The organism is Alistipes provencensis (assembly GCF_900083545.1).
In the GTDB taxonomy this organism is placed as follows: domain Bacteria; phylum Bacteroidota; class Bacteroidia; order Bacteroidales; family Rikenellaceae; genus Alistipes; species Alistipes provencensis.
This window is the reverse complement of sequence record NZ_LT559262.1, coordinates 1,047,281-1,068,622: the sequence shown is the minus strand read 5'-3', so window position 1 is coordinate 1,068,622 and position 21,342 is coordinate 1,047,281. Positions and strand designations below refer to the sequence as shown.

General features: G+C 61.5%; 20 protein-coding genes. 3 read left to right on the top strand and 17 right to left on the bottom strand.

The annotated features are described in order from the left end of the window. Positions 1-9 precede the first annotated feature (9 nt). Genes BN5935_RS04225 through BN5935_RS04195 form a run of 7 tightly spaced genes read right to left on the bottom strand, consistent with a single transcriptional unit; the run spans position 10 to position 6,548 of the window. Positions 10-954: a DUF4271 domain-containing protein gene (locus tag BN5935_RS04225; RefSeq protein WP_064975005.1), complete on the bottom strand. Its 945-nt coding sequence runs from the start codon at positions 952-954 to the stop codon at positions 10-12. Next, positions 954-2,129: a sensor histidine kinase gene (locus tag BN5935_RS04220; protein WP_064975004.1), complete on the bottom strand. Its 1,176-nt coding sequence runs from the start codon at positions 2,127-2,129 to the stop codon at positions 954-956. The genes BN5935_RS04225 and BN5935_RS04220 overlap by 1 nt, the downstream gene beginning before the upstream one ends. A gap of 9 nt (positions 2,130-2,138) precedes the next feature. Beyond that, on the bottom strand, positions 2,139-3,800 hold the full coding sequence (locus tag BN5935_RS04215; protein WP_064975003.1) for a S41 family peptidase: 1,662 nt from the start codon (positions 3,798-3,800) through the stop codon (positions 2,139-2,141). After that, entirely contained in the window at positions 3,793-4,263 is a 471-nt protein-coding gene (locus BN5935_RS04210) for a hypothetical protein (RefSeq protein WP_064975002.1), read from the bottom strand. Before BN5935_RS04210 ends, BN5935_RS04215 begins: the two co-directional genes overlap by 8 nt. Before the next feature lie 23 nt (positions 4,264-4,286). Continuing rightward, positions 4,287-5,150: a 4-hydroxy-3-methylbut-2-enyl diphosphate reductase gene (locus BN5935_RS04205; protein ID WP_064975001.1), complete on the bottom strand. Its 864-nt coding sequence runs from the start codon at positions 5,148-5,150 to the stop codon at positions 4,287-4,289. A gap of 35 nt (positions 5,151-5,185) precedes the next feature. Next, positions 5,186-5,884, bottom strand: a complete 699-nt coding sequence (cmk, locus tag BN5935_RS04200) for a (d)CMP kinase (RefSeq protein WP_064975000.1) — start codon at positions 5,882-5,884, stop codon at positions 5,186-5,188. After that, complete coding sequence (locus tag BN5935_RS04195) at positions 5,871-6,548, bottom strand: LysE family translocator (RefSeq protein ID WP_010261566.1); 678 nt, start codon at positions 6,546-6,548, stop codon at positions 5,871-5,873. Before BN5935_RS04195 ends, cmk begins: the two co-directional genes overlap by 14 nt. A gap of 340 nt (positions 6,549-6,888) precedes the next feature. On the opposite strand from BN5935_RS04195, the gene BN5935_RS04190 reads away from it, so the two are divergent. Next, positions 6,889-7,194: a DUF3467 domain-containing protein gene (locus tag BN5935_RS04190; protein ID WP_064974999.1), complete on the top strand. Its 306-nt coding sequence runs from the start codon at positions 6,889-6,891 to the stop codon at positions 7,192-7,194. A gap of 54 nt (positions 7,195-7,248) precedes the next feature. On the opposite strand, the gene BN5935_RS04185 is transcribed toward BN5935_RS04190, so the two are convergent. Continuing rightward, on the bottom strand, positions 7,249-8,538 hold the full coding sequence (locus BN5935_RS04185; protein WP_064974998.1) for a bifunctional folylpolyglutamate synthase/dihydrofolate synthase: 1,290 nt from the start codon (positions 8,536-8,538) through the stop codon (positions 7,249-7,251). Between the two features lie 12 nt (positions 8,539-8,550). Beyond that, positions 8,551-10,140, bottom strand: coding sequence for an apolipoprotein N-acyltransferase (gene lnt / locus BN5935_RS04180; protein WP_064974997.1), 1,590 nt, complete (start codon positions 10,138-10,140; stop codon positions 8,551-8,553). A gap of 95 nt (positions 10,141-10,235) precedes the next feature. Between lnt and BN5935_RS04175 the strand changes: the two genes are divergently transcribed. Next, positions 10,236-11,633 carry a Gfo/Idh/MocA family protein gene (locus BN5935_RS04175; RefSeq protein ID WP_064974996.1) on the top strand — a complete coding sequence of 466 codons (1,398 nt, stop codon included), beginning with the start codon at positions 10,236-10,238 and terminating at the stop codon, positions 11,631-11,633. An 88-nt stretch (positions 11,634-11,721) separates the two neighbouring features. Here BN5935_RS04175 and BN5935_RS04170 read toward each other — a convergent pair whose 3' ends face one another. Continuing rightward, positions 11,722-12,681 carry a UDP-glucuronic acid decarboxylase family protein gene (locus BN5935_RS04170; RefSeq protein WP_064974995.1) on the bottom strand — a complete coding sequence of 320 codons (960 nt, stop codon included), beginning with the start codon at positions 12,679-12,681 and terminating at the stop codon, positions 11,722-11,724. 149 nt (positions 12,682-12,830) lie between these two features. Here BN5935_RS04170 and BN5935_RS04165 point away from each other — a divergent pair, with 149 nt between their 5' ends. Then, positions 12,831-13,835, top strand: a complete 1,005-nt coding sequence (locus BN5935_RS04165) for an endonuclease/exonuclease/phosphatase family protein (protein WP_235821005.1) — start codon at positions 12,831-12,833, stop codon at positions 13,833-13,835. On the opposite strand, the gene BN5935_RS04160 is transcribed toward BN5935_RS04165, so the two are convergent. The 7 genes from BN5935_RS04160 to BN5935_RS04130 are packed head-to-tail and all read right to left on the bottom strand — an operon-like array spanning position 13,825 to position 21,273. Next, positions 13,825-14,991, bottom strand: a complete 1,167-nt coding sequence (locus tag BN5935_RS04160) for a hybrid sensor histidine kinase/response regulator (protein WP_064974993.1) — start codon at positions 14,989-14,991, stop codon at positions 13,825-13,827. The genes BN5935_RS04165 and BN5935_RS04160 overlap by 11 nt on opposite strands. A 58-nt stretch (positions 14,992-15,049) precedes the next feature. Next, positions 15,050-16,222, bottom strand: coding sequence for a glycosyltransferase family 2 protein (locus tag BN5935_RS04155; RefSeq protein WP_064974992.1), 1,173 nt, complete (start codon positions 16,220-16,222; stop codon positions 15,050-15,052). A 10-nt stretch (positions 16,223-16,232) separates the two neighbouring features. Next, positions 16,233-16,979 (bottom strand): glycosyltransferase family 32 protein, encoded by a 747-nt coding sequence (locus BN5935_RS04150; protein WP_064974991.1) that lies wholly within the window; start codon positions 16,977-16,979, stop codon positions 16,233-16,235. Further along, complete coding sequence (locus BN5935_RS04145) at positions 16,976-18,109, bottom strand: glycosyltransferase family protein (RefSeq protein ID WP_064974990.1); 1,134 nt, start codon at positions 18,107-18,109, stop codon at positions 16,976-16,978. The genes BN5935_RS04150 and BN5935_RS04145 overlap by 4 nt, the downstream gene beginning before the upstream one ends. A gap of 6 nt (positions 18,110-18,115) precedes the next feature. Continuing rightward, positions 18,116-19,594, bottom strand: a complete 1,479-nt coding sequence (locus tag BN5935_RS04140; protein ID WP_064974989.1) for a lipopolysaccharide biosynthesis protein — start codon at positions 19,592-19,594, stop codon at positions 18,116-18,118. Next, on the bottom strand, positions 19,575-20,666 hold the full coding sequence (locus BN5935_RS04135) for a glycosyltransferase family protein (protein WP_064974988.1): 1,092 nt from the start codon (positions 20,664-20,666) through the stop codon (positions 19,575-19,577). The genes BN5935_RS04140 and BN5935_RS04135 overlap by 20 nt, the downstream gene beginning before the upstream one ends. 1 nt (position 20,667) lies before the next feature. Next, positions 20,668-21,273, bottom strand: coding sequence for an acyltransferase (locus BN5935_RS04130; protein WP_064974987.1), 606 nt, complete (start codon positions 21,271-21,273; stop codon positions 20,668-20,670). Positions 21,274-21,342: the final 69 nt, after the last annotated feature.

The following is a 21,342-nucleotide window of genomic DNA, read 5'->3' as shown; positions in this document are numbered from 1 at the left end:
GTTGCTGGGTCATCTCACCGTGAGCAACCACAAAAGGCTGATTGGAAAGATTTCCACCGTGCAAAGGTACAAAAACCAATGCAAAATCGAAATTTTTTTGGCAATAAACAGATTTAGCGTCTCCCGGAGGTATAGACCGACCGTAATAATCAACTCGATGACAATGATGCAGAACCAGAGGCCTCCGGTGCTTCGGGGGCAGAGTGCGAAGAGCAGCAGCGCGGGCGATATGACGATCACTCCCAAGGAGAAATAAGTGCGTTTGAGCAGTACGAGCTGCGAGATGAAGGGCTGCGTGAGCGTGACGGCCCCCGTCAGGCGGACGACGGTCATCTGGTAGACGGCCACGCCGCAGCAGGCTGCCGTCGCCAGCAGGCTCAGGGCCAGCACGGCGCCGTGTGAGAGGGTCTCCCTCAACCGGTCCGGCATCAGCGAGTCGCCGTATTTGACCACCATGACCCCCAAGAAGAGCATGCCGATGGTGGTTGTGATGTTCAGGAAACGTGAGAAACCGCTGCCGCCCGGGTCCTCCGAGAGGCGCTGCCCGCTGGCCGTGTCGCGCGAAATGCGGTCGAGCAGCGTGCGCACGTCGCCCAAATTGCGGTAGAGCAGCATGGCATAAGTCGCGGCGAGCAGCAGGACGAAACTCTGGAAAACGGCGTTCTCGGTGAGCGATACCGGCGGTGCGGATTGCATTCGCAGGGGTTTCACCGTGACCGATGCCTCTCCGAAAAGGGCCGCCGACGTGGTGTCGCGCCAGACGGAGGGCGTTCCCGCGTCCGTCGTGCGGAGATGCCGGAAAAACAGCGGGTCGTCCGTCGCCGGCCCGGTCGAATCCGCGGCCGGTGCGGGGATGCTGTCCGTCCGTCCCGCGAGTGTCGCGCTGTCGGGGCTGCCTGCCGCCGAATCCGCCGCAGGTCCGGCTGTCAAGCTATGTGCCGGCGAGTCGATCATCAGGCGAAGGTGCGTTTGAGGGTGATGCGAATGGTGGTTCCCTTGCCGATCTCGGAGTCGATGACGGCGATCCGTCCTTGGTGGTACTCCTCGACGATTCGCCGCGAGAGCGACAGCCCGAGGCCCCAGCCGCGGGTCTTGGTGGTGAATCCGGGTTCGAAGATGCGTTTCCAGTTACTCTTGGGAATGCCCTTGCCGGTGTCCTTGACGTCGATGAGGACATGCTGGTCGTCCGAGGAGATTCTTACGTCGATGGCGCCGTGGCCCTGCAGGGCGTCGAGCGAGTTCTTCATCAGGTTCTCCACGACCCATTCGAACAGCGCGGCGTTGATGTTGGCCTGCACCGGGGCGATGGCCAGTCCGTTATAGTCGAGGGTCACGTTGCGGGGGATGCGCTTGCGGAAATACATGACCGATTCGCCCACCACCTCGTTGATGTTGGCGGGGGTGAGCGGCGTTTCGGAACCGATCTTCGAGAACCGGTCGACGATCTTCATCAGGTGCGTGAGGTCCTTGTTCATCTCCTCGACAGCCGTCTGGTCGACATTCTGCGAACGCAGGTATTCGATCCACCCCAGCAGCGACGAGGTGGGCGTGCCCAACTGGTGGGCGGTCTCCTTGGCCAGCCCGATCCACACGCGGTTCTGCTCGTCGTGCTTCGACGAGCGGAAGGCGATGAACCCCAGCGCGATGAAGGCCGTGATGACGAGCAACTGCACATAGGGAAAATAGTAGAGCGACTTGAGCAGCGCCGACTGACCGTAAAAGATGATGTGGTAGTGTTGCGACGACCAGAGGAAATTCACCGGGATCGGCGTGTTCTCCGTGGTGAACTTGTCGATCTGCTTTCGCAGCCGGTCGGGATGGTCGATGATCTTGTCCGGAACGAGGTGCGAATTGATGACCTCGAGGTTCTCGTTGGTGATGATGAACGGGATGTTGTTGCCGTTGGACATGATGTCCGTCACGAGCGGGTCCTGAATGGTGCCGCCCAGCACGTCGCGGCTCACACGTTCGATGGCGTGGGCCCACAGGGCCACGTCGTGCTGCTCCTTCCATTTGAGCCGCTGGGCCATGTTGTTGGTGTAGAGCAGCGACACGGCGCCGAGCGTCACCCCGACGACGATCACCACCACGCGGTTGCGGAACGAGAAATATTTCGTGCTGAGCTTCATGGCGCGGCCTTATTTGCGCTTGGTGTCCTGCTCGCGGGTGATGCGGGCATACTCTGCGGGGTTGTCCAGCACCCCGATCGCCGCTTTCACCTCCTTGTCCCCGGGCAGCGAGTGTTCGATCACACCCGCCTGATAGCCGTAGCGCATCACGATGTCGTTGTTGATCGCCTCGACGACCTGTTTGCGGTAGGTTTCGAGATTGGTCTGCGTGTCGTCCTTCAGTTCGGCCTCTACCTGCTCGAACTTGTTCTTCAGTTCGGCGAAACGGTCGTCCTCGGCGGCTTTCTTCAGTGCCTTGAGCGCCCGGCGGGTGTCCGATTCGTAGGGGACTTTCTTGTCCTTCATGAACTCCGCGAAGTCGGCGTAGTCCTTGTCGGTGATCGAGAAGGTGCGCACGTCGATCTCCCGGGCCGGGTTGCGGCGCATGTATTCGTCGCCGAAATCCTCGATGAATCCCAGCGCGTAGAGCGTCATGGCGAAGCGCGAGATATACTCCGGGTCGGTCGTGATGTCGGGCATCACGCCGCCGCCGTCATAAACCTTGCGGCCCGCTTTGGTCGTGAACTCCGAGATGAGCGAGTCGGGCACCATGCGCACCGAACCCTCCTGCGAGTGGGAGTAGTCGATGGCTTGGATGCAGCGGCCCGAAGGGATGTAGTATTTGGCCGTGGTGAGCTTCAGCATGGTGTTGTAACCCAGCGGGCGCGTCGCCTGCACGAGTCCCTTGCCGAAACTGCGCTGGCCGATCAGCACCGCGCGGTCGAGGTCCTGCAGGGCTCCGGCGACGATCTCGGCCGCCGAGGCCGAATTGCCGTTGATGAGCACGGCCAGCGGCAGGTCGGGGAGTATCGGTTCCGAATCGGTGCGGAACGTCTGTTTCGACTCCTCCGAACGCCCTTTGGTGCTCAGCACCTCCGTGCCCTTGGGGACGAACATTCCCAGTATCTTGATCGCCTCCTGCATGATGCCGCCGCCGTTGGAGCGGTAGTCGAGCACGAGGCCCTTGAGGTTGCCCTCCCTGCGCAGCCCTTCGATGGCCGCACGCAGCTCCTCGTAACACCCTTCGGTGAAATCGTTGTGGCGGATGTAGCCGATGCCGTCGGCAACCCATCCGGCATAGGGTACGCCCGGGATGGCGATGCGCTCGCGGCGGATCGTCGCGGTCTGCTGCGTGCCGTCGAGGTGTTCGACGGTCACCTTGACCTTGCTCCCCGGTTCACCCTTGAGGCGCGAGGAGACCTGCTCGGTGGTGAAGCCCTTGGCCTCCTTGCCGTCGATCGAGAGAATCTTGTCGCCGATCTTCAGCCCGGCCTTGTCGGCGGGCGATCCTTCGTAAGGCTGGGCAATGCGCACATAGTCGTCCTTCTGGCGGATGAGCGACCCGATGCCGCCGTACTTGCCCGTCGTGAGCAGTTCGAAATCCTGCATCCCCTCCTCGGGAATGTACTCCGTGTAGGGGTCCAGATCGCTGACCATGCCGGCGGCGGCCCCCTCCATCAGGCGGTCGGGGTCCACGGGATCGACGTAGTTGAGCGACAGCTCGCGCATCATGTTGACGGTGATCTCCATGTTGCGGCCCAGCCCGAAATCGTTGCGGGCGGCGAAGGTCATGAGGCCTGCGGCGGCGACAGCGGCGGCCGCGGTGAGCAGGTAACGGTATTTTCTAATCATTGCGAGTCATTTGTATGTACGAATCGAGGCGGTACTGCACCCGGGCCACGCCGCGGCGAATCCCGTCGAGCACGATCCACTGTCCGTACTGTGAAACTTTTATTTCGTCTTCGCCCAGCAGCATGAGCTTCTGCAGGATGGTGTCGGCGCGGAAGACCATCTCCCCGTCCTCCTCGCTGCGGAGCGAGAATCCCGACGAGCGGAATGCGTTGACGATCTGTTCGCGGTTCGCCTCCATGTCACCCTCGACCTTGCGCTCGACGAACCCGAATCGGGGATAGAGGGCCGCCAGCACCACGATGGCCGTGAAGAGCGTCAGGTAGCGGTCGGTGTGGAACATGGCGTAGAGCGTGTCGTCGAGCGACAGCGCCGAGGTGCCGGTCATCAGCATCAGCCCCATCAGGACTACACAGAGAACGCACAGAGCGCAAAAATATTTTAACGAACGGACGAAGTATTTCATAGCGAAAACTGATTATATGTTTTTCATTTTCCGATTTTACGAACGGCGTCGGCAACCTCCTGCATCAGCCATTTGGGGGTCGACGTGGCGCCGCAGATGCCTACCGAGGCGATACCCTCGAACCATTCGGGGGCGATCTCGCTGGCCTCCTCGACGACATGCGTGCGCGGGTTGGCCCGGCGGCACACCTCCGAGAGCACCTTGCCGTTCGACGATTTGCGGCCGCAGACGAAGACCACGGCGTCGAACCGTCCCGAGAACTCCGTGAGGTGCTGTTCGCGGTTCGAGACCTGCCGGCAGATCGTGTCGTCGATGCAGACCGTGTCCGGATCGGCGGCCCGGCGGCGCATCTCCGCTCCGAGCTCCTCGAACAGCGCGATGCTCTGCGTGGTCTGCGAGAGGAAATAGACCGGACGCGAAAAGTCGACCGCCTGCAAATCTTCTGTTCTTTCGACCACGATCGTCGGGTCTGCGACCTGCCCCGTGAGCCCCACCACTTCGGCGTGGCCCCGCTTGCCGAGGATTACGACCTGACCGCCCAGCGGACGCATCCGTTCGTGGGCCTCCTTCACCCGCCGCTGCAGGCGCGCGACCACCGGACAGGTGGCGTCGATCACCTCGATGCCCAGCTCCCGGGCGGCGGCGTATGTCGTAGGGGGTTCCCCGTGGGCGCGGATGAAAAGGCGGCAGCCCGCGAGACGCGGCATGTCGGCGTGGGTGACGGTCCGCAGTCCCAGCCGTTCGAGGCGCTGGACCTCGATGCGGTTGTGGACGATGTCACCGAGCGAATAGACCGTGGCGCCGCTCCCGAGGGCCCGTTCGGCCTCCGTGATTGCGCGGACAACGCCGAAGCAGAAGCCCGATTTATCGTCGATCTCGACTACCATAGCCGTTTTGCAGGTGCGCCCGGCGGCGCTTTTATCTATTTGCAGACTTTTGCGAACTCCTCCATAAACCACGCCATCTGTTCGTCGACGGTCATGTGGCTGTTGTCGAGCACGATGGCGTCGTCGGCTTGGCGCAGCGGCGAGACGGCCCGGCTCATGTCGGCCTTGTCGCGCTCGAGGATGTTGCGTTCGACCTCCTCCATCGTCACCGTCATGCCTTTGCCCGTCAGCTCCTTGTAGCGGCGGCAGGCGCGCACGGCGGGGTCGGCCGTCATGAACAGTTTCAGTTCGGCGTCGGGGAAGACCACCGTGCCGATGTCGCGGCCGTCCATCACCACCCCGCGGCGGCGTCCCATCTCCTGCTGCATGGCCACCAGCTTGCTGCGCACCTCGGGGATGGCGCTCACGCGGCTCACGCAGTTCGAAACCTCGATGGTGCGGATCTTTCCTTCGGCCAGATCGCCGTCGACGTAGATGTCGCTGGCGCCGCGTTCAGGGTTGAAACGGAAAGTGATGGATATCTTGTCGAGCAGCTTCACGACGGCCTCTTCGTCGACGATGCCCGAACGGATCGCCCCGTGTTCGAGGGCGTAGAGCGTTACGGCGCGGTACATGGCGCCGGTGTCGATGAAGATGTAGCCCAAGCGGGCTGCGATGGCTTTGGCGAAGGTGCTCTTGCCGCACGACGAGAATCCGTCGACGGCGATGATGATCTTATGCTTAGTGTCCGACATTGGGGAATATATCAAAGAAGGTCGATAATATGGTGTAAACTCCTAATATGCCGATGATGAGGCCCGCGACGTGGTTGATCGTGAGCATGTGCCGCGGACGGAAGCGGCGGCGGAAGAGGTTGATGACGAAAGCCAGCAGGGTCCACCATCCCACGGCGCCGCCGAAGAACCCGGCGATGACGAACAGCGAACGCATGAAGCCTCCGAACGTGTGGTCGGCCATATCGCCGCCCGAAATCTTGAAGACGGCGAAAAAGGCGAGGATATAGGGGATCACCATGATGAAGTTGGCGATCGTGAGTCCGAAGATCGAGACGAAATCCTGCCACAGCGAGGTTTTGCCGGCCCGGTTGCGGCGAATCTGCGGCACGGGGTTCTGGGCGAAGATGAAGACCCCGACGATGACGACGAAGATGCCGCCGATGACGCGCAGCAGCGTGTTGTACTGCTCGATCTGGGTCTGGAGCATCGAATAGAAGAACAGCGCGGCCATGGCCATGAACGTATCGGCGCAGGCGACGCCGATGCCCGAAACGATCCCCGAGCGGCGGCTTTTCGACAGCGTGCGCTGGATGCAGAGCACCGCTACGGGGCCTACCGTGATCGAAGCGGCCACACCTACGCAGATGCCGCGGAACAGGGTTTCGACGATTTCCAATGCCATTTTTCGGGTTTGCTGTTTTTATAGACGACAAAGATACGAATAAGCGGGGGCAAAAGCAAGTTCGCTTGCATTTTGCCGAGCGGAAGTATTTAAGGCGAAGCCAAAGATACGAATAAGCCGAGAGAAAAAGCAAGCTCGTTTGCATTTTTTCCGAGACGGAGTATCTTCGGCGAAGCCAAAGATAAGAAAAAGCCGTAAATCCGCCCATGAAAAAGCGGAAAAAGGGCGCGGCGGGTTGTCCCGGACGGCGGATATGTTGATAAAATATCGAAAACTTTGGCCCCATGCTTGTATATTGTCCCCTGAAAGTGAATAATTTTGCACAAACACTCCACAGCTTATGGCAGAGATGAAACAATTCGGTATCGACCTTGAACTGGACGACGCCGTGGCCCAAGGCCATTATTCCAATCTGGCGATCATATCGCACTCTACCTCGGAATTCATCATCGACTTCGCTACGGTCCTTCCCGGCGTGCAGAAAGCGCGCGTCAAGAGCCGCATCATCCTTACGCCGGAGCACGCCAAACGCCTGCTGCGCTCGCTGCAGGACAACATCGTGCGCTACGAGAGCAACGTGGGCAAGATCGAGATCCCGACCCCTCCGCCCACGCCCGAAGCGGGGCCGAAGATGGGGGAGGCGTAAATAGAAAAAGTCCGGAGCGGCCGCGCCCCGGACTTTTCATTTCCGTCTGGTTCCTTACAGCGCCTCGCCGACGACATAGGTGCTGCCGCCGATGAAGATCATGTCGCCGTCCGAGGCCAGCTCCCGGGCCCGGGCTATGGCGGCCGTCACCTCCTCCACCGCTTCGCCGTGCAGACCGTAGATGGCGGCTTTCGCCGTCAGCTCCGCGGCCGGGAGCGAACGCTCCGAATGCGCTTGGGTGAAGATGTAGTGGGCATCGTGCGGCAGCAGGGGCAGAATGTGCGCCAGATCCTTGTCGCGCACGAATCCGATCACGCAGTAGAGCGCCTTGTGGGGCGTCGCCTTGAGCTGTTCGGCGACGTAGGCGATGCCGTGGGCGTTGTGGCCCGTGTCGCAGACCGTGAGGGGTGCCTCAGCAAGCGTCTGCCAGCGGCCCAGCAGCGCCGTGTTGGCTGCCGCACAGCACATTCCTTCGAGGTAGGCGCGGCGGGAGATCGTCAACGGCGTCTCCTCGTGCAGGAAGTCGATCGCCGCCGAGGCTGTCACGATGTTGCGGCACTGGTAGCTGCCCTGCAGGTCGAGCAGGACGTCGAAATCCCGGCCGTCGCGCGTGCGGCGCAGGCGGAAATGCTGGCGGCTGCCCTCGGGGCGATGATCCTCGCAGATGAACTCCCGCTCGGCGTAGATTACATGCGACTTGTTGGCTGCCGCGGCCTGCTCGATGACCTCGTTGTAGCGGACGTCCGCCTCGCCGACGATCACCGGAATGCTCTTCTTGATGATTCCCGCCTTCTCCGCGGCGATCTTCTGGAGCGTGTCGCCCAGCAGGGCCGTGTGCTCCAGTCCGATGTTGGTAATGACGCTCAGGATCGGCACGATGATGTTCGTGGCGTCGAGCCGTCCCCCGAGTCCCGTCTCGATCACCGCCACCTCGACGTCGCTCTGCGCGAAGTAGTCGAAGGCCATCGCGGCGGTCATTTCGAAGAACGACAGCTCGAGCTCGACCATCTTGTCGTGGTGCTTGTCCACGAAATTCACCACTTTCTGCTTGGGGATCATTTCGCCGTCGACGCGGATGCGTTCGCGGAAGTCCTGCAGGTGGGGCGAGGTGAAGAGCCCCGTGCGGTATCCCGCCTGCTCCAGCACCGAGGCGATGATGTGGGCCACGGAGCCTTTGCCGTTGGTGCCGGCCACATGGATCGTAAAGAAATTACGCTGGGGGTTGCCCAGATGGCGGCAGAATGCGGAGATGCGCTCCAATCCCGGTTTGTAGGCCATTGCGCCGCTGGTTTCGAACGCGGGCAGCGACTGAAAGAGGAATTCGAGGGTTTGGGTGTAGTTCATGACAACGGGGATTTATTTGACGAGGTGGTTCTTGCGTTTGACGCGGTAGGCGACGTAGTAGAGCACGCACAGCAACAGGATGTATTCCGAGATGCGGGCCAGATAGTCGCCGTAGCGGGTGTAGACGGTCAGTTCCGAGTTGAGGGGCACTGCGGCGGAGATCACGCCGCGCTCCTCCCAGCCGAGGGTTTCGCCTACGTCGCCGCGGGCGGAGATGAATCCCGAGCGGCCCGTGTTAGCCGAGCGGGCGATGGCGCGGCGGTGCTCGATGGCTCTCAGGCGCGAGATGGTGAAGAGGTGCTTGTAGCCCGGCGTGTCGCCCCACCATCCGTCGTTCGAGATGATGGCCATGAATTGCGCGCCGCGGCGCACGAAATCGCCGTAGAAGTCGCCGTAAAGCCCCTCGTAGCAGATCGCGGGCCCGGCTTTGACGCCGCCGTGCTCGAAGGCCGTGCCGTGCTGTCCCTTGCCGATCTGTCCCACGACGCCGCCGAGGTCGATGACGAGAAACCGCATGATGTCGAATACCCACGTCGGGGTGTTCTCGACGCCGATCACCAGCCGGCCTTTGTGGTGAAGCTGTGTGCGGCCTGCGGAGTCGAGCCCCACGGCCGTGTTGAAGACGTCGTAATAGCCGTTTCCGAAGCGCTCCGCACGGGCCGTTTCAGTCTGGGCACCCGCCGGATAATGGCGCGTGGTGTTGGCCCCGGCGATGAGCAGGGCTTCGGGATGGTTGCTGCGGAGCGTGTCGGCGAGCGTTTGCCAGAATTCGCCCGGGGTGCCGGCCGCTCCCAGCCAGAAATCGCTCAGCGCGGGTTCGCGGTAATAACCCGGCACGGAGGTCTCGGGCAGCAGGATGAACTGCGCTCCGGCAGGCACGTCGTTCAGCAGGTCGAGGATGTTCTCCTCCTGTCGTTCCGTGTCGCCGTGGAACTTGTTGTAGCAGTCCACATTGGGCTGGACGATGCTCACTTCGGCCGTCCCCTCGTCGGGCTGTTTCCAGCTTCCCCAGATGACCAGCGAGATGACTACCGGCACCGCGACGACGCACGCCGCGGCTGTCCACCGCCGCACGGTGCGCGCCCTGAGGGCTTCGAAGATCAGGATGTTCGAGAGCAGCACCCACAGCGTGCCGCCGAAGACGCCCGTATATTCATACCACTGCACGGCCCACACTTCGTGCGAGAAACCGTTGCCCAGAATGAGCCACGGCCACGAAAAATCCCCGACGGTGTACCAGTATTCGGTGGCGATCCACGCCGTGACGAGGGTGGTGTAGGCAAGGGCTTTGGGGGCTTTTTTCGAGACCGTGTGGAAGAGCATGAAGGCGATCATGTTCATCGTCGTCGAGGCCAGCGTGGCGGCCGGGGGGCCTACGGGCGTGGCGTACCAGATCCACCAGATCGTCAGCGCGTTCCACAGCACGAAGGTCAGCGTCGCCCAGCCGAAAACCTTCCACCACGAGCGGCGCGAGTCGTCGTACGACGCGCTCACCCACAGCAGCGGGACGAACCCCGCGAGGAGCGTCAGCCCCGTCATGCTGAGCCATCCCGGGGAGAGCAGGAGGGCCGAAAGGATTACCGCCGCGAGTCTACGAAACATGGAAGGAGATTTTATGACCGCAAAAGTACTCAAATGAGCGCAGTTTTCAAAATATTTCCTACTTTTGTCTTGAAACCAATCAAACTGCGATACAAATGAAGAGATTCCTTCTTTTACTGTGCGCCTTTGCGGGTGCGCTTCTGTTTTCCGGTTGCCAATCGGAGGGCTACAAGACGATCGACGGAGTGATCGTGTTCGACACTCCGGCCCGCGAACCGGGCCAGAAGTCGGTGCTGGGGCTCAAGACGCCTCCGATGAAGACGGTCCGCGTGGGCTTCATCGGGCTGGGCATGCGCGGCCCGGGCGCCGTGGAGCGCTTCACCCACCTGCACGGGGTCGATATCAAGGCCCTCTGCGACCTCTACCCCGAGCGGGTCGACAGCGCGCAGGCGATCCTCGCACGCCGCGGATTTCCCGCCGCGGAGGCTTACAGCGGCGAGGAGGGTTGGAAACAACTTTGCGAACGCGACGATATCGACCTCGTATACATCGTCACCCCGTGGCAGAAGCACGTTCCGATGGCCGTCTACGCCATGGAGCACGGCAAGCACGTCGCCGTGGAGGTTCCCGCCGCCACATCGCTCGACGAGTGCTGGCAGTTGGTGAACACCGCCGAGAAGACCCAGCGCCACTGCATGATGCTCGAGAACTGCGTGTACGACTTTTTCGAACTCACGACGCTCAACATGGCCAAACAGGGACTGTTCGGCGACGTCCTCCACGTCGAAGGATCGTATATCCACGATCTGGAGGCTTTCTGGGACTATTACGAGGGTAACTGGCGCCTCGACTTCAACCAGAAGCACCGCGGCGACGTCTATGCCACGCACGGCCTCGGCCCCGCCTGTCAGGTGCTCGACATCCACCGCGGCGACAAGATGAACTACCTCGTGGCCGTGGACACCAAGTCGGTCAACGGCCTGAAACTGGCTGAAGAGAAGATGGGCGCCACGGAGTTCGCCAACGCCGACCACACCTCGACGCTGATCAAGACCGAGAAGGGCCGCACGATCCTGCTGGAGCACAATGTCTACACGCCGCGTCCTTACAGCCGCATGTACCAAGTGACCGGTACGAAAGGCTTTGCCAACAAATACCCCATCCAAGGTTATGCTTTCGATCCCGGACAGCTTGCGGAGTCGGGCGTGCCCGACCATGAGAACCTGAGCGGCCACAGTTTCGTGCCCAAGGAGATGTGCGAGGCGCTGATGCAGCGTTACAAGCACCCGATCGCTATGGAGATCGAGGAGAAAGCCAAGGAGGTCGGCGGACACGGCGGCATGGATTTCATTATGGACTACCGCCTGATCTACTGCCTGCAGCACGGCCTGCCGCTCGATCAGGATGTCTACGATGCCGCCGAATGGTCGTGTGTCGGGGAGCTGACGGCCGTGTCGCTCGAACACAACAGCGCTCCGGTGGCCGTGCCCGACTTCACGCGCGGGGACTGGAACAAGACCGACGGCTATCACCACGCGATGCTGGTCCGATAAGACGCATTCGTTGCATAAAAGGCGGAATCGAATTTCGATTCCGCCTTTTATGAATTATGGTCGTGTTTTTGTATGTACCGGTTGAGCCTCAGCGACGGATTCCGCCCCGCGAAAGTACCCCCTCGAAGTAGGCGATCGTCTTTAAAAGACCGTCCCGGAGCTGGATTTTCGGCTCCCAGCCGTCGAGCATGTTGCGGGCGAGCGAGATGTCGGGCTGCCGCTGCTGGGGGTCGTCGGCCGGCAGGGGCAGGTGTACGATCTTCGATTTCGAACCCGTCAGCGAGATCACTTCGCGGGCCAGTTCGGCGATGGTGAATTCGTTCGGGTTGCCGATGTTTACCGGTCCGGTGAAGTCGTCGGGCGTGTTGTTCATCATGCGCATCATCCCTTCGACCATGTCGTCGATGTACTGGAACGAGCGGGTCTGCTCGCCGTCGCCGTAGATCGTGATGTTGTCGCCGCGGAGCGCCTGAACGATGAAATTCGAAACTACGCGGCCGTCGTTGATGTCCATTTTCGGGCCGTAGGTGTTGAAGATGCGGATGATCTTTACGGGAATGCCGTGTTCGCGGTAGTAGCTCATGAAGAGCGATTCGGCGCAGCGCTTGCCCTCGTCGTAGCACGAGCGGATGCCCAGCGGGTTGACGTGGCCCCAGTAATCCTCGCGCTGGGGATGGATCAACGGGTCGCCGTAGACCTCCGAGGTCGAAGCCTGAAGGATTTTGGCCCGGTTGTATTTGGCCATGCCCAGCATGTTGATGGCTCCGATCACCGACGTCTGGGTGGTTTTGATCGGGTCGTGCTGGTAGTAGATCGGCGACGCGGGACAGGCGAGGTTGTAAATCTCCTCGACTTCGGCCATATACGGGTAGATGATGTCGTGGCGGATCACCTCGAAGTTGGGGTGCGGCAGCAGGTGCCGGATATTGCTTTTGTGCCCGGTGAAATAATTGTCGAGACAGATGACGTCGTTACCCTCCGCCAAGAGTCTTTCACACAGGTGCGAGCCGATGAATCCGGCGCCGCCCGATATTAATATTCGCTTCATTCTCAGGTGAAGGGGTTTGATTCCGAAGCACAAAGGTAGGATTATTATTTAAAAATGAACTATCTTTGCAAACGAAATAAACAAATTAGGTCGAAATAATATACCTTATGGGCCGAAAAGCTGTATCTTATTTATTAAAAGGTCTCGCAGTGGCCTTTACTGTGTTGTTGTTGGCCGCGGCTGTGCTGAGTTGGCGTTCGTCGTTCATCTCGCCCGAGGCCGGGAATTTCTGGGCTTCGATCGCGCTGCTGATGCCCGTTATCCTGCTGCTGAACCTCGCGGCGCTCATCTGGTGGCTTTTCCGCCGCCAGTGGGGTGTGGCGCTGATGCCCATTGCCGCGCTGGCACTCAATCTGGGCTACATTTCGGCGATGGTCCAGTTGCCCGATTTCGACAGCAAAGGCCCCCATGACATCCGTGTGGCGACGCTCAACACCTATGGTTTCCGCCGCCTCGGCCCCACCTCGGTCACCGGCTACGGCATCGCGTCGCTGATGAAGCGCGAGAAGGTCGACGTGGTGTGCCTGCAGGAGTTCATCGATGACCGGACGTTTCCACCCGACAGCATCGCGCGGCTTTTCGCCCCGCGCATGCCTTGGTTCGTCCATCAGGAGGGGCAGGCTATTCTGAGCCGCTTCCCGATCGTCGGCCACCGCTATGTCCGTTTTCCCGACTCGGGCAACGACTACCTGCAGGCCGACGTGAAGATCGGCGACGACACGGTGCGCATCTTCTCGGTGCACTTGCAGACGTCGGGCATTTCGAGCCTCCGGCACCGTTTCCGCAAGGATTACGATCAGGATGCCCCGGTAGAACGGGTGATCGGCGAGCTGGAGCGCAACAGCCGCATCCGCGCGCAGCAGGTCCGCGAAATCCGCACGGTGATCGACTCTACACGCTATCCGGTCATTGTGGCCGGGGATTTCAACGATACCCCCTCGTCCTATACCTACCGCCGGTTGAAAGGCAACATGACCGACGGGTTCCGGGCTGTCGGCAACGGATTCGGCGGCACGTTCCGCTATCTGGGCGGCGTGCTGCGGATCGACTATATCTTCTATGACAACCGGTTTGCGGGCGTAGGTTACTACATGCCGCAGGATGATGTGAGCGACCATAAGGCCGTCATCGCCGAACTGCGGTTCAGGCGGTAGCTTCGTCTTTGCCGGGCTCCTGTTTGGGCTGTTCCTTGGCAATGGTGAAGGTGAAGGTTGAACCCTCGCCCTCTTTCGACTCGATGGTCAGGGAGCCGCCGTTGCGGTGCGTGAGGTCCTGCACCAGTTGCAGTCCCAGTCCCGACCCCTCTTCGTTCTTCGTGCCGTAGGTGGTGTAGTGGGTCTCGGGGTTGAGCAGTTTGGGAATGTCCTCCTCCTTGATGCCGATGCCGTTGTCGCGCACGGAAATCGCAGCATGCGTCGGCGTTTCGCTGACCGCTACAACGATCTTCCCGCCCTCCTGACTGTACTTGATGGCGTTGGACATCAGATTGCGCATGATCGTCTTGACCATGTCCACGTCGCAACTGACCGTGATAGGCCCCGGAATCTCGTATTCGACCTCGATGTTCTTCACCTGCGCCACCACGTCGGACATCTTGCTGGCGAAAAGCACCACCTCCGAAATGTCTACCTCTTGGAACACCGTGTTCATGCGTCCGATCTGGCTCTTGGTCCATTTCAGCAGGTTGTCCAGCAGCATGAAGGTGCTTTCGGTGATGTTGTTGCCCATGGAAATCATCTCGAAACTGTCCTCGCCGATCTGGTCGGCCGTCAGGTTGATCGAGAGCATGTTGAAAACCATCTTCAACGTTCCGATCGGCGACCGGAGGTCGTGGGCGATCACCGAATACATCTTGTCGCGGGCTTCGACCGTCGCCTGCAGTTCGTCGCGCTGCTGGAGGATCGTTCGCTGCGCGGCGGCCAGATAGATGTGGTGTGCCACGCGGGTGATGAGTTCTTCGTGGTTGAACGGCTTGGAGATGTAGTCGCTGGCCCCGAATTTGAATCCCTTGACGATGTCCTCGGGGTTGTGCAGTGCCGTGAGGAAAATCACCGGGATATCCTCGTGCGCCGGGTCCGCCTTGAGCCGTTTCAGCACCTCGTACCCGTCCAGATCGGGCATCATGATGTCCAGCAGGATCAGGTCGGGGTTGACCTCCGCGACCTTTTCCAGCGCTTCGAACCCGCCCGAAGCGGTGACGATCTTGTACTTCGCACGGCTCAGCACGGCTTTCAGCAGCATGATGTTCGTGGCGATGTCGTCGACAGCCAGAATGGTGTAGTCTTCGGGCTTTATGGCGATGTTTTTCATGGAGGTTCAGGTGTTTGTGAAGAACAAATCTAATAAAAATTCCGCAGATGTGCAAAAATCAGGCGCGCCGGGCCTTTTCCCATGCTCCGCGTCCCCGGTGGGTAATCAGGTACCATGCCCCGCGGAAAACGTTGAGGTTCATGAAAAGGAAATAATAAGGCACCGAAAGCACGCCTCCCTGCCGTCCGCGGCGTTCGCGCATCCAACCGGCGGCGGCCGTGAGGTAGAAGAGCCCCTGCAGGGCCAGAATCACGGCGTAGAGCCGCGGATGGCCCGACCATAACAGGGCGATGTTGAGCGGCACGAGCGCCGCAAGCGCCACGGGAGTGACGGTCCACCGCAGCACGCGGTGCGAGACGTACTGGAACCACAGCACTCCGTAGCGGAACGGGTTCAGCAGTTTGCGCAGGCGCCAGACGGATTGCAGTCCGCCCGCCGCGATGCGGCGTTTGCGCTTGCCCTCCTCGACCATGTCGGCCGAAGGCGTTTCCAGCGCGTATGCCTCCTTGCAGTAGGCGATCTTGTAGCCGTCGGCGGCGATGAGCATCGAACAGATGAAATCGTCGAGCAGCGTGTCCTCGGGCATCGTCCGCCACAGTTCGCGCCGCACGGCGAACAGCTCTCCGGCGGCTCCCACGGCCGAGTAGAGGCGGTAGTCGAGCTCCTTGAGCTTCGACTCGTATTTCCAGTAGGCCCCTTCGGTCGCGGCGGCTCCCGAGCCCTCCGCGGCGGCCACGCGCTTCTCGCCCGCGACGCACCCGACCTTCGGGTCGTCGAAACAGCGCACGATCTCCTCCACGGCCTCGGGATTGAGCATCGTGTTGGCGTCGGTGAAGATTACGATCGGGGTGTGGATGTACTCCAGCGCCCGGTTCAGGGCGGCGGTCTTGCCTCCGCGACGGGCGTCGTGGAGTACCGTGACCCCGGGGTAAGCCGCCAGCAGTTCGGGCGTGCGGTCGGTCGAGCCGTCGGTCACCCAAGCGATACGGAGTTTTCCGGCGGGGTATTTCAGCGCCCGGCAGTTCTCCATCTTCTCCGCCACGATCTCCTGCTCGTTGTAGGCGGCGATCAGCAGCGTCGCTTCGACCGTTTCGGCCGGAACGGGATGCCGTTTGGCGGGACACAGGGCCTCGCGGAGCTTCACCAGTGCGGCCAGCAGGACGCCGTACCCGACATAGGTGTAGACGACCAACAGCGCGCAGGCCCAGAAAAGGATTGCTGTGACAGTCATGGACTTCGAGTTATTTGCGGCGGATGAGCCGTTCGACACCCCGCACGAAGCGGTATCCGAAGAGGTTGACGAAAAAGGTCCTGACCCGGTAGTAGGCGAAGGCCTTGGGCGAGAACCACGAATTCTGGTAGTGGTGGATGGCGTAGGTGTCGGGCGTGAGTTCGACCTTGCGCGAGTCGAAGACCTTCGGCGAGAAATACTCCCGCGGCAGGATGTAGACCGCTTCGTCGAGGTCCCTGCGCTTCAGGGGCTCGAGACCTCCCTCCACCTTCATGATGGGTTTCAGCTTCGGAATCTGCTCCTGCATGATCTCGGGCAGCATCCGGATGTCGTACGACCCGTCCTCGCGGATGAAACTGCGCCCCTCGTAGTAGTCGAGGCACTGCTTGATCCAGTCGCACCCCTTCTCGGCGCCCAGCACGGCGGCCTCGATCGTCCCGGCGGTCTCGGCCCCCGCGAAGTAGGGCAGGTCCAGCAGCGGGTCGAAGCTCCGGAGCACCTCGACGTCCGAGTCGAGGTAGATGCCCCCGTAGTTGTAGAGGGCGTGGAAGCGGATGTAGTCGGCGGCAAAGGCATATTTTTTGGCCTCGAAAGCCTGTTTCACCCACGGTACTGCATCCAGATCGAAACGTTTCGTGTCCCAGAGCACGACCTCGTAGTCGGGCAGGAACTTTTTCCAGCTTGCGAGACACTTCTCGATCTTGGCCGGGTAGGGGTCTCCGCTCAGCCAGCAGAGGTGGATTTGCTTGGGGATCATGGTATCAGGGTTTTCATTTCGGTCATTACCTTCTGCATCTGCCGCTCCCACGAGAGCCGTCCCTCGATCGTCGTGCGGATGTGCTCCGGGGTGCGGTCCGCGGCGTCGAGCCAGCTCACGAGGGCGGCGATGTCGAGCGGCGTGTCGTCGGCGGGGGCTTTCAGGACATAGGGCATGGCGTCGAAGTCGCTGTCCCGCTCGGAGTAGATGAACGGAATGCCCCGCGCGGCATACTCGCGGTTCTTGAGGCTTTTGAGGCTCTCGATGCCGTTGCGGTGGCGGGCGAGGCTCGCCACGCCCATGTCGCACCATGCGAACTCGGCGTCGAGCGCCGCGCCCGAACGGGGTCCCGTGATTTCGACGTATTCGCCGAGCCCGCAGGCCGCGATGCTGCGGGCGTAGCCGTCGATCAGGCCGGGCATGCCGTCGCCCACGATGCGCAGTTTCACGATGCGGTCGTGCGGCGCGGCATAATAGGCTTTCAGCCCCTCGATCACGCGGTCGAAACCGTGCCACGGATGGATGTTGGCCAAGGCCAGCAGCCGCACCTCGCGGGCGATGGCGTGCACCTCGGTCTTGAGGGGTATCGTGCTGAAATCAATGCCGTTGGAGATGCGGATGGTCTTTTGCCCGAAAATCTCCCCGTCGTCGGAAAAGGTGACGATGCGGTCGACCTGCCGGGCCAGACTGCGGCGGAACATCCGGTCGATCTGTAACTGGAGTTTTTCCTTCCGTCCGGCCTCGCGGAACTCCGCATCGTAGGGGTAGGTGGGGATTTCGAGGGCGATGCGCACCCCGAGCCGCCGCACGCGGCGCAGCCACGCGACGAGCAGCGGATTGGCGTTCAGGTCGTGGCGGATGTAGAGGAACCGAACTCCCTCGCGGCGGATGTAGTCGGTGATGTCGGCGTAGGAGATGCGCTTGAGCAGCTTGGCGCGGAGCCCGCTCCCGAAAGTGCGTATCACGGCGTCGCCCGCCATGCGGCGCTGCGTGCCGTCGGAGTCGATTTCCATATGACACAGCGCGATGTCTACGTCGTTCTGGCGGAGGGCTTCGCACTGGGCGAAGATCTTCTTCGAGATGCCGCTGTGGGCCGAGAATCCGTGAAATACGATGAACAGTCCCTTCATGGCTCTCTATTTTCCGGGCCGCAGGCGTGCGGCGAGTTCTTTGAGGTTGTACGCTCCGCTCAACTGGAGGTATCCCAGCCAGACGACGAGGGCGGCGGCACATTTCGCCGCCAGCGACGGCAGGTGCGGCGTCGTTGCGGGGAGCAGCCATGCGATGCCGGCCAGCGCCAGCGAGAGGATCGCCGTGAGCAGCAGCGGTTGCAAAAGGCTTCGCCAGAAGCGTCCCCATCCGGTGCGCAGCGTCAGACAGAACAGCGCGTGGTAGCACTGCACGAAGTTGACGGCGAACGAGATGCAGATGGCCCATGCCACGGCTTCGAGCGTCCCGAAGGCGAAGATGCCCGTCGAGATGGCCGCGACGTTGAGCGTCGCCGAGAAGAGTCCGCAGATGAAGAGCATCCGCGTGGCGTTGGCGGCTTGGAAAATCGACCCCGAAGTCGACATCACGATCTGGATGCCGACCGAGAGGGCTAAGATGCGGAACGCCGCCACCGACGGCATCCACTGGTTGCCGAAGATGATGAGCACCAGCTCCTCGGCCGTGAACCACAGTACGGCCGACAGCGGCAGTCCGATGAAGGCCAGCAGGCGAATTACTTTCAGATACGCTTCACCCAGCTTGTTCAGGTCGTGCTGCATCTGCGCGAAAACGGGGTGCATGACCGGCGAGATGACGAAGGCGATGTTCTGCAGCGGCATCATCATCAGGCGGTACGACTTGTCGTAATAGCCCAGATCCGAGAGGCTCATGTAACGCCCCATCAGCAGTTTGTCGAGGTTGCGGCTGAAGAAGTTCAGCAGTTGGAACGAGAACTGGTAAGCCGAGAACGAGAAGACTTTCGAGAGGGCTTCGCGTGCGGGTTTCATCCGCAGGCGGACGGGATATTCGCGGTAGTTGATCGCAAAGAGCATCACGCTCGAAAAGACCGGGTTGATCGTCAGGGCATAGATGCCCGCCCCGGCATAGGCGGCGATGATGCCCGCGGCTCCTCCGACGACCTGCACGGCGAGCGAACGCACGGCGGCGAAGCGGAAACGCTTGTCTTTCATCACCAGCGAGTTGGGAACGATATTCGCCGTGGCGAAAAGGAGGTTCAGCGAGAGGATGCGGCAGATGTCGCGCAGCTCCGTCGAGCCGTCGTAGAACGAGGCGATGAGCCCCGAGGCGGCGAAGAAGAGCAGGGCGATGACGATCGCCGACCAGATCGTGAGCGAGAAGATGCTGCTCAGGTCGCGGCGCGAGAGGTCGCGGTGCTGGATGACTGCGGGGCCGATGCCGAGGTCGCTGAAGATGGCGAAGAAGGCGATGATGACCGTGGCGATGTTCACCACGCCGAACTCCTCGGGGGTGAACAGACGCGAGAGCACCGCCGTCACGAGGATCGTCACCACGACGCCGGCATATTTGGCGACCGAGGTGTAGAAGACTCCCGAGGCTAACTCGCGTCCTACGGATTGGGGCTGTTTATCGTCGTTCTGCGTCATGCAATCGGGTGTAAAGTTGTCCGTATGCCGCGGCGATCTGCGGCAGGCGGAGGTGTTCGAGGGCGTATTTACGATTTTCGTCGCCGTGCCCTGCGGCGGCCAGCCGGGCCGCTTCGGCCAGCGCGCGGTCCACCGATGCGGGGTCCGCGGCGTCGAAAACGGGGTTTCCGGTGGCTTCGAGCATCCCGCCGATGTTGCCCGCTGCGGGGCCTGCGACCACGCGGCCGAAGGCGAAGGCCTGCGGCACGTTGCCCGAGTTGAGGATGTCGGTGCGCTGGATGAAGACCACGTCGGCGGCCGTGAAATAGGCCGGGAGTTCGGCGTCGGGGATCAGCCCCTCGGTCGAGGTGATGCGGCAGCGGAACAGCCTTTCGGCGGCGTGCGCCCCGTAGTAAAGCATCCGCGTGGCGAAGCGTTTCAGCCCCCGTCGGTACGATCCGTTGAGAGTGTAGGGCCACAGACGGGGTGCCAGCAGGAATTTTTCGGGAACGTGCAGGCGACGGAATGCCCTCCACGTCAGTTTTCGCTCGAAGGCGTGGCGGAACGCCCCGAAAGCCAGTACGACGAAGCTGTCGGCCGGGATGCCGAGCCTTTGCCGGGCCTCCCCGCGGGAGATGCCGGGTCCGTACACGCCCTCGTAAATGTGGTGCGGAATCACGACGTGAATCTGCTGCGAATCGGGGTATCTCTCCCGGAACTGCCGGAGGCTGTAATCGCCCAAGTGAACCACCGCGTCGGCATACTCCCCGATCAGCCGGTAGGCCTCGCGGACCCGGTCGTCGCCCTTGTGCGGCAGCGTGTTGTGGCGGGTGTAGACGATCGGGATTCCCTGTTCACGGAGCATGCGGAGCCGTTCGCCCAGTTCCGCAACCTGCCCCGGCGAAGGGTAGCTCCAGCCGAACAGCTCCTCGGGCCATTGGAAATGAACGATGTCGTATGCCGCGGCGTTGTGCCAGAACTCGTCGGCCGAGCAGACGACCTCGAAGCCGCAGGCGCGGATGCCCTCGGCGAGCAGCCGGACAAAGGGGTTGTCGCTCAGCCCCGAAGATTTATAGACGATCAGTATTTTCATTTCAGACCCGGACCCACTCCTTTTTTTCGAAATCGTAACGTTTTACGACCCGCGCCGGGTTGCCCACGGCCACGCTGTAGGGCGGTATGTCCTTGGTGACGACCGACCCTGCGCCGATCTGGCAGCGCTCGCCGATGGTGACGCCGGCCATGATCGTGGAGTTGGTCCCCAGATGGGTGTAGTCGCCGACTTTCACGGGCCGCAGCATCAGCGGCTGGAGGTTGGGGTCCTGCGTCACGTCCTCGTAACCGTGGATGAGCCCCTGCACGGAGACGTGCTGTCCCAGGAAGACGTAACGGCCGATATCGACCGGCCCGACCACCACCGAACCCACGCCCACGCGCGAGCCCTCGCCGATGCGGACGTCGCCGGCGCCGTTGTTGACCACGGCGTAATCCTCGATCTGAGCGTCCCGCTCCAGTATGAAGCGGTGCCAGGGGAAGATGTCCGCCCGGGCATGGGAACATATTTTCGATCCTTTTCCCGCAGGGTGCAGCAACGGGCGCAGCAGCCTCAGCCACCACCGTGGCCGGGGCCGTTTGGACGGGGTGAGCAGCCACAGCACCAGACGGCGCAGGCGGGGATTTTGTTTGATAGTCGCGATCATCGAACAAAGATAATAAACTTTTGGTTCATATGGTCTGTTTCGGAGTGATCCCGTTTCATTTATCGGGCT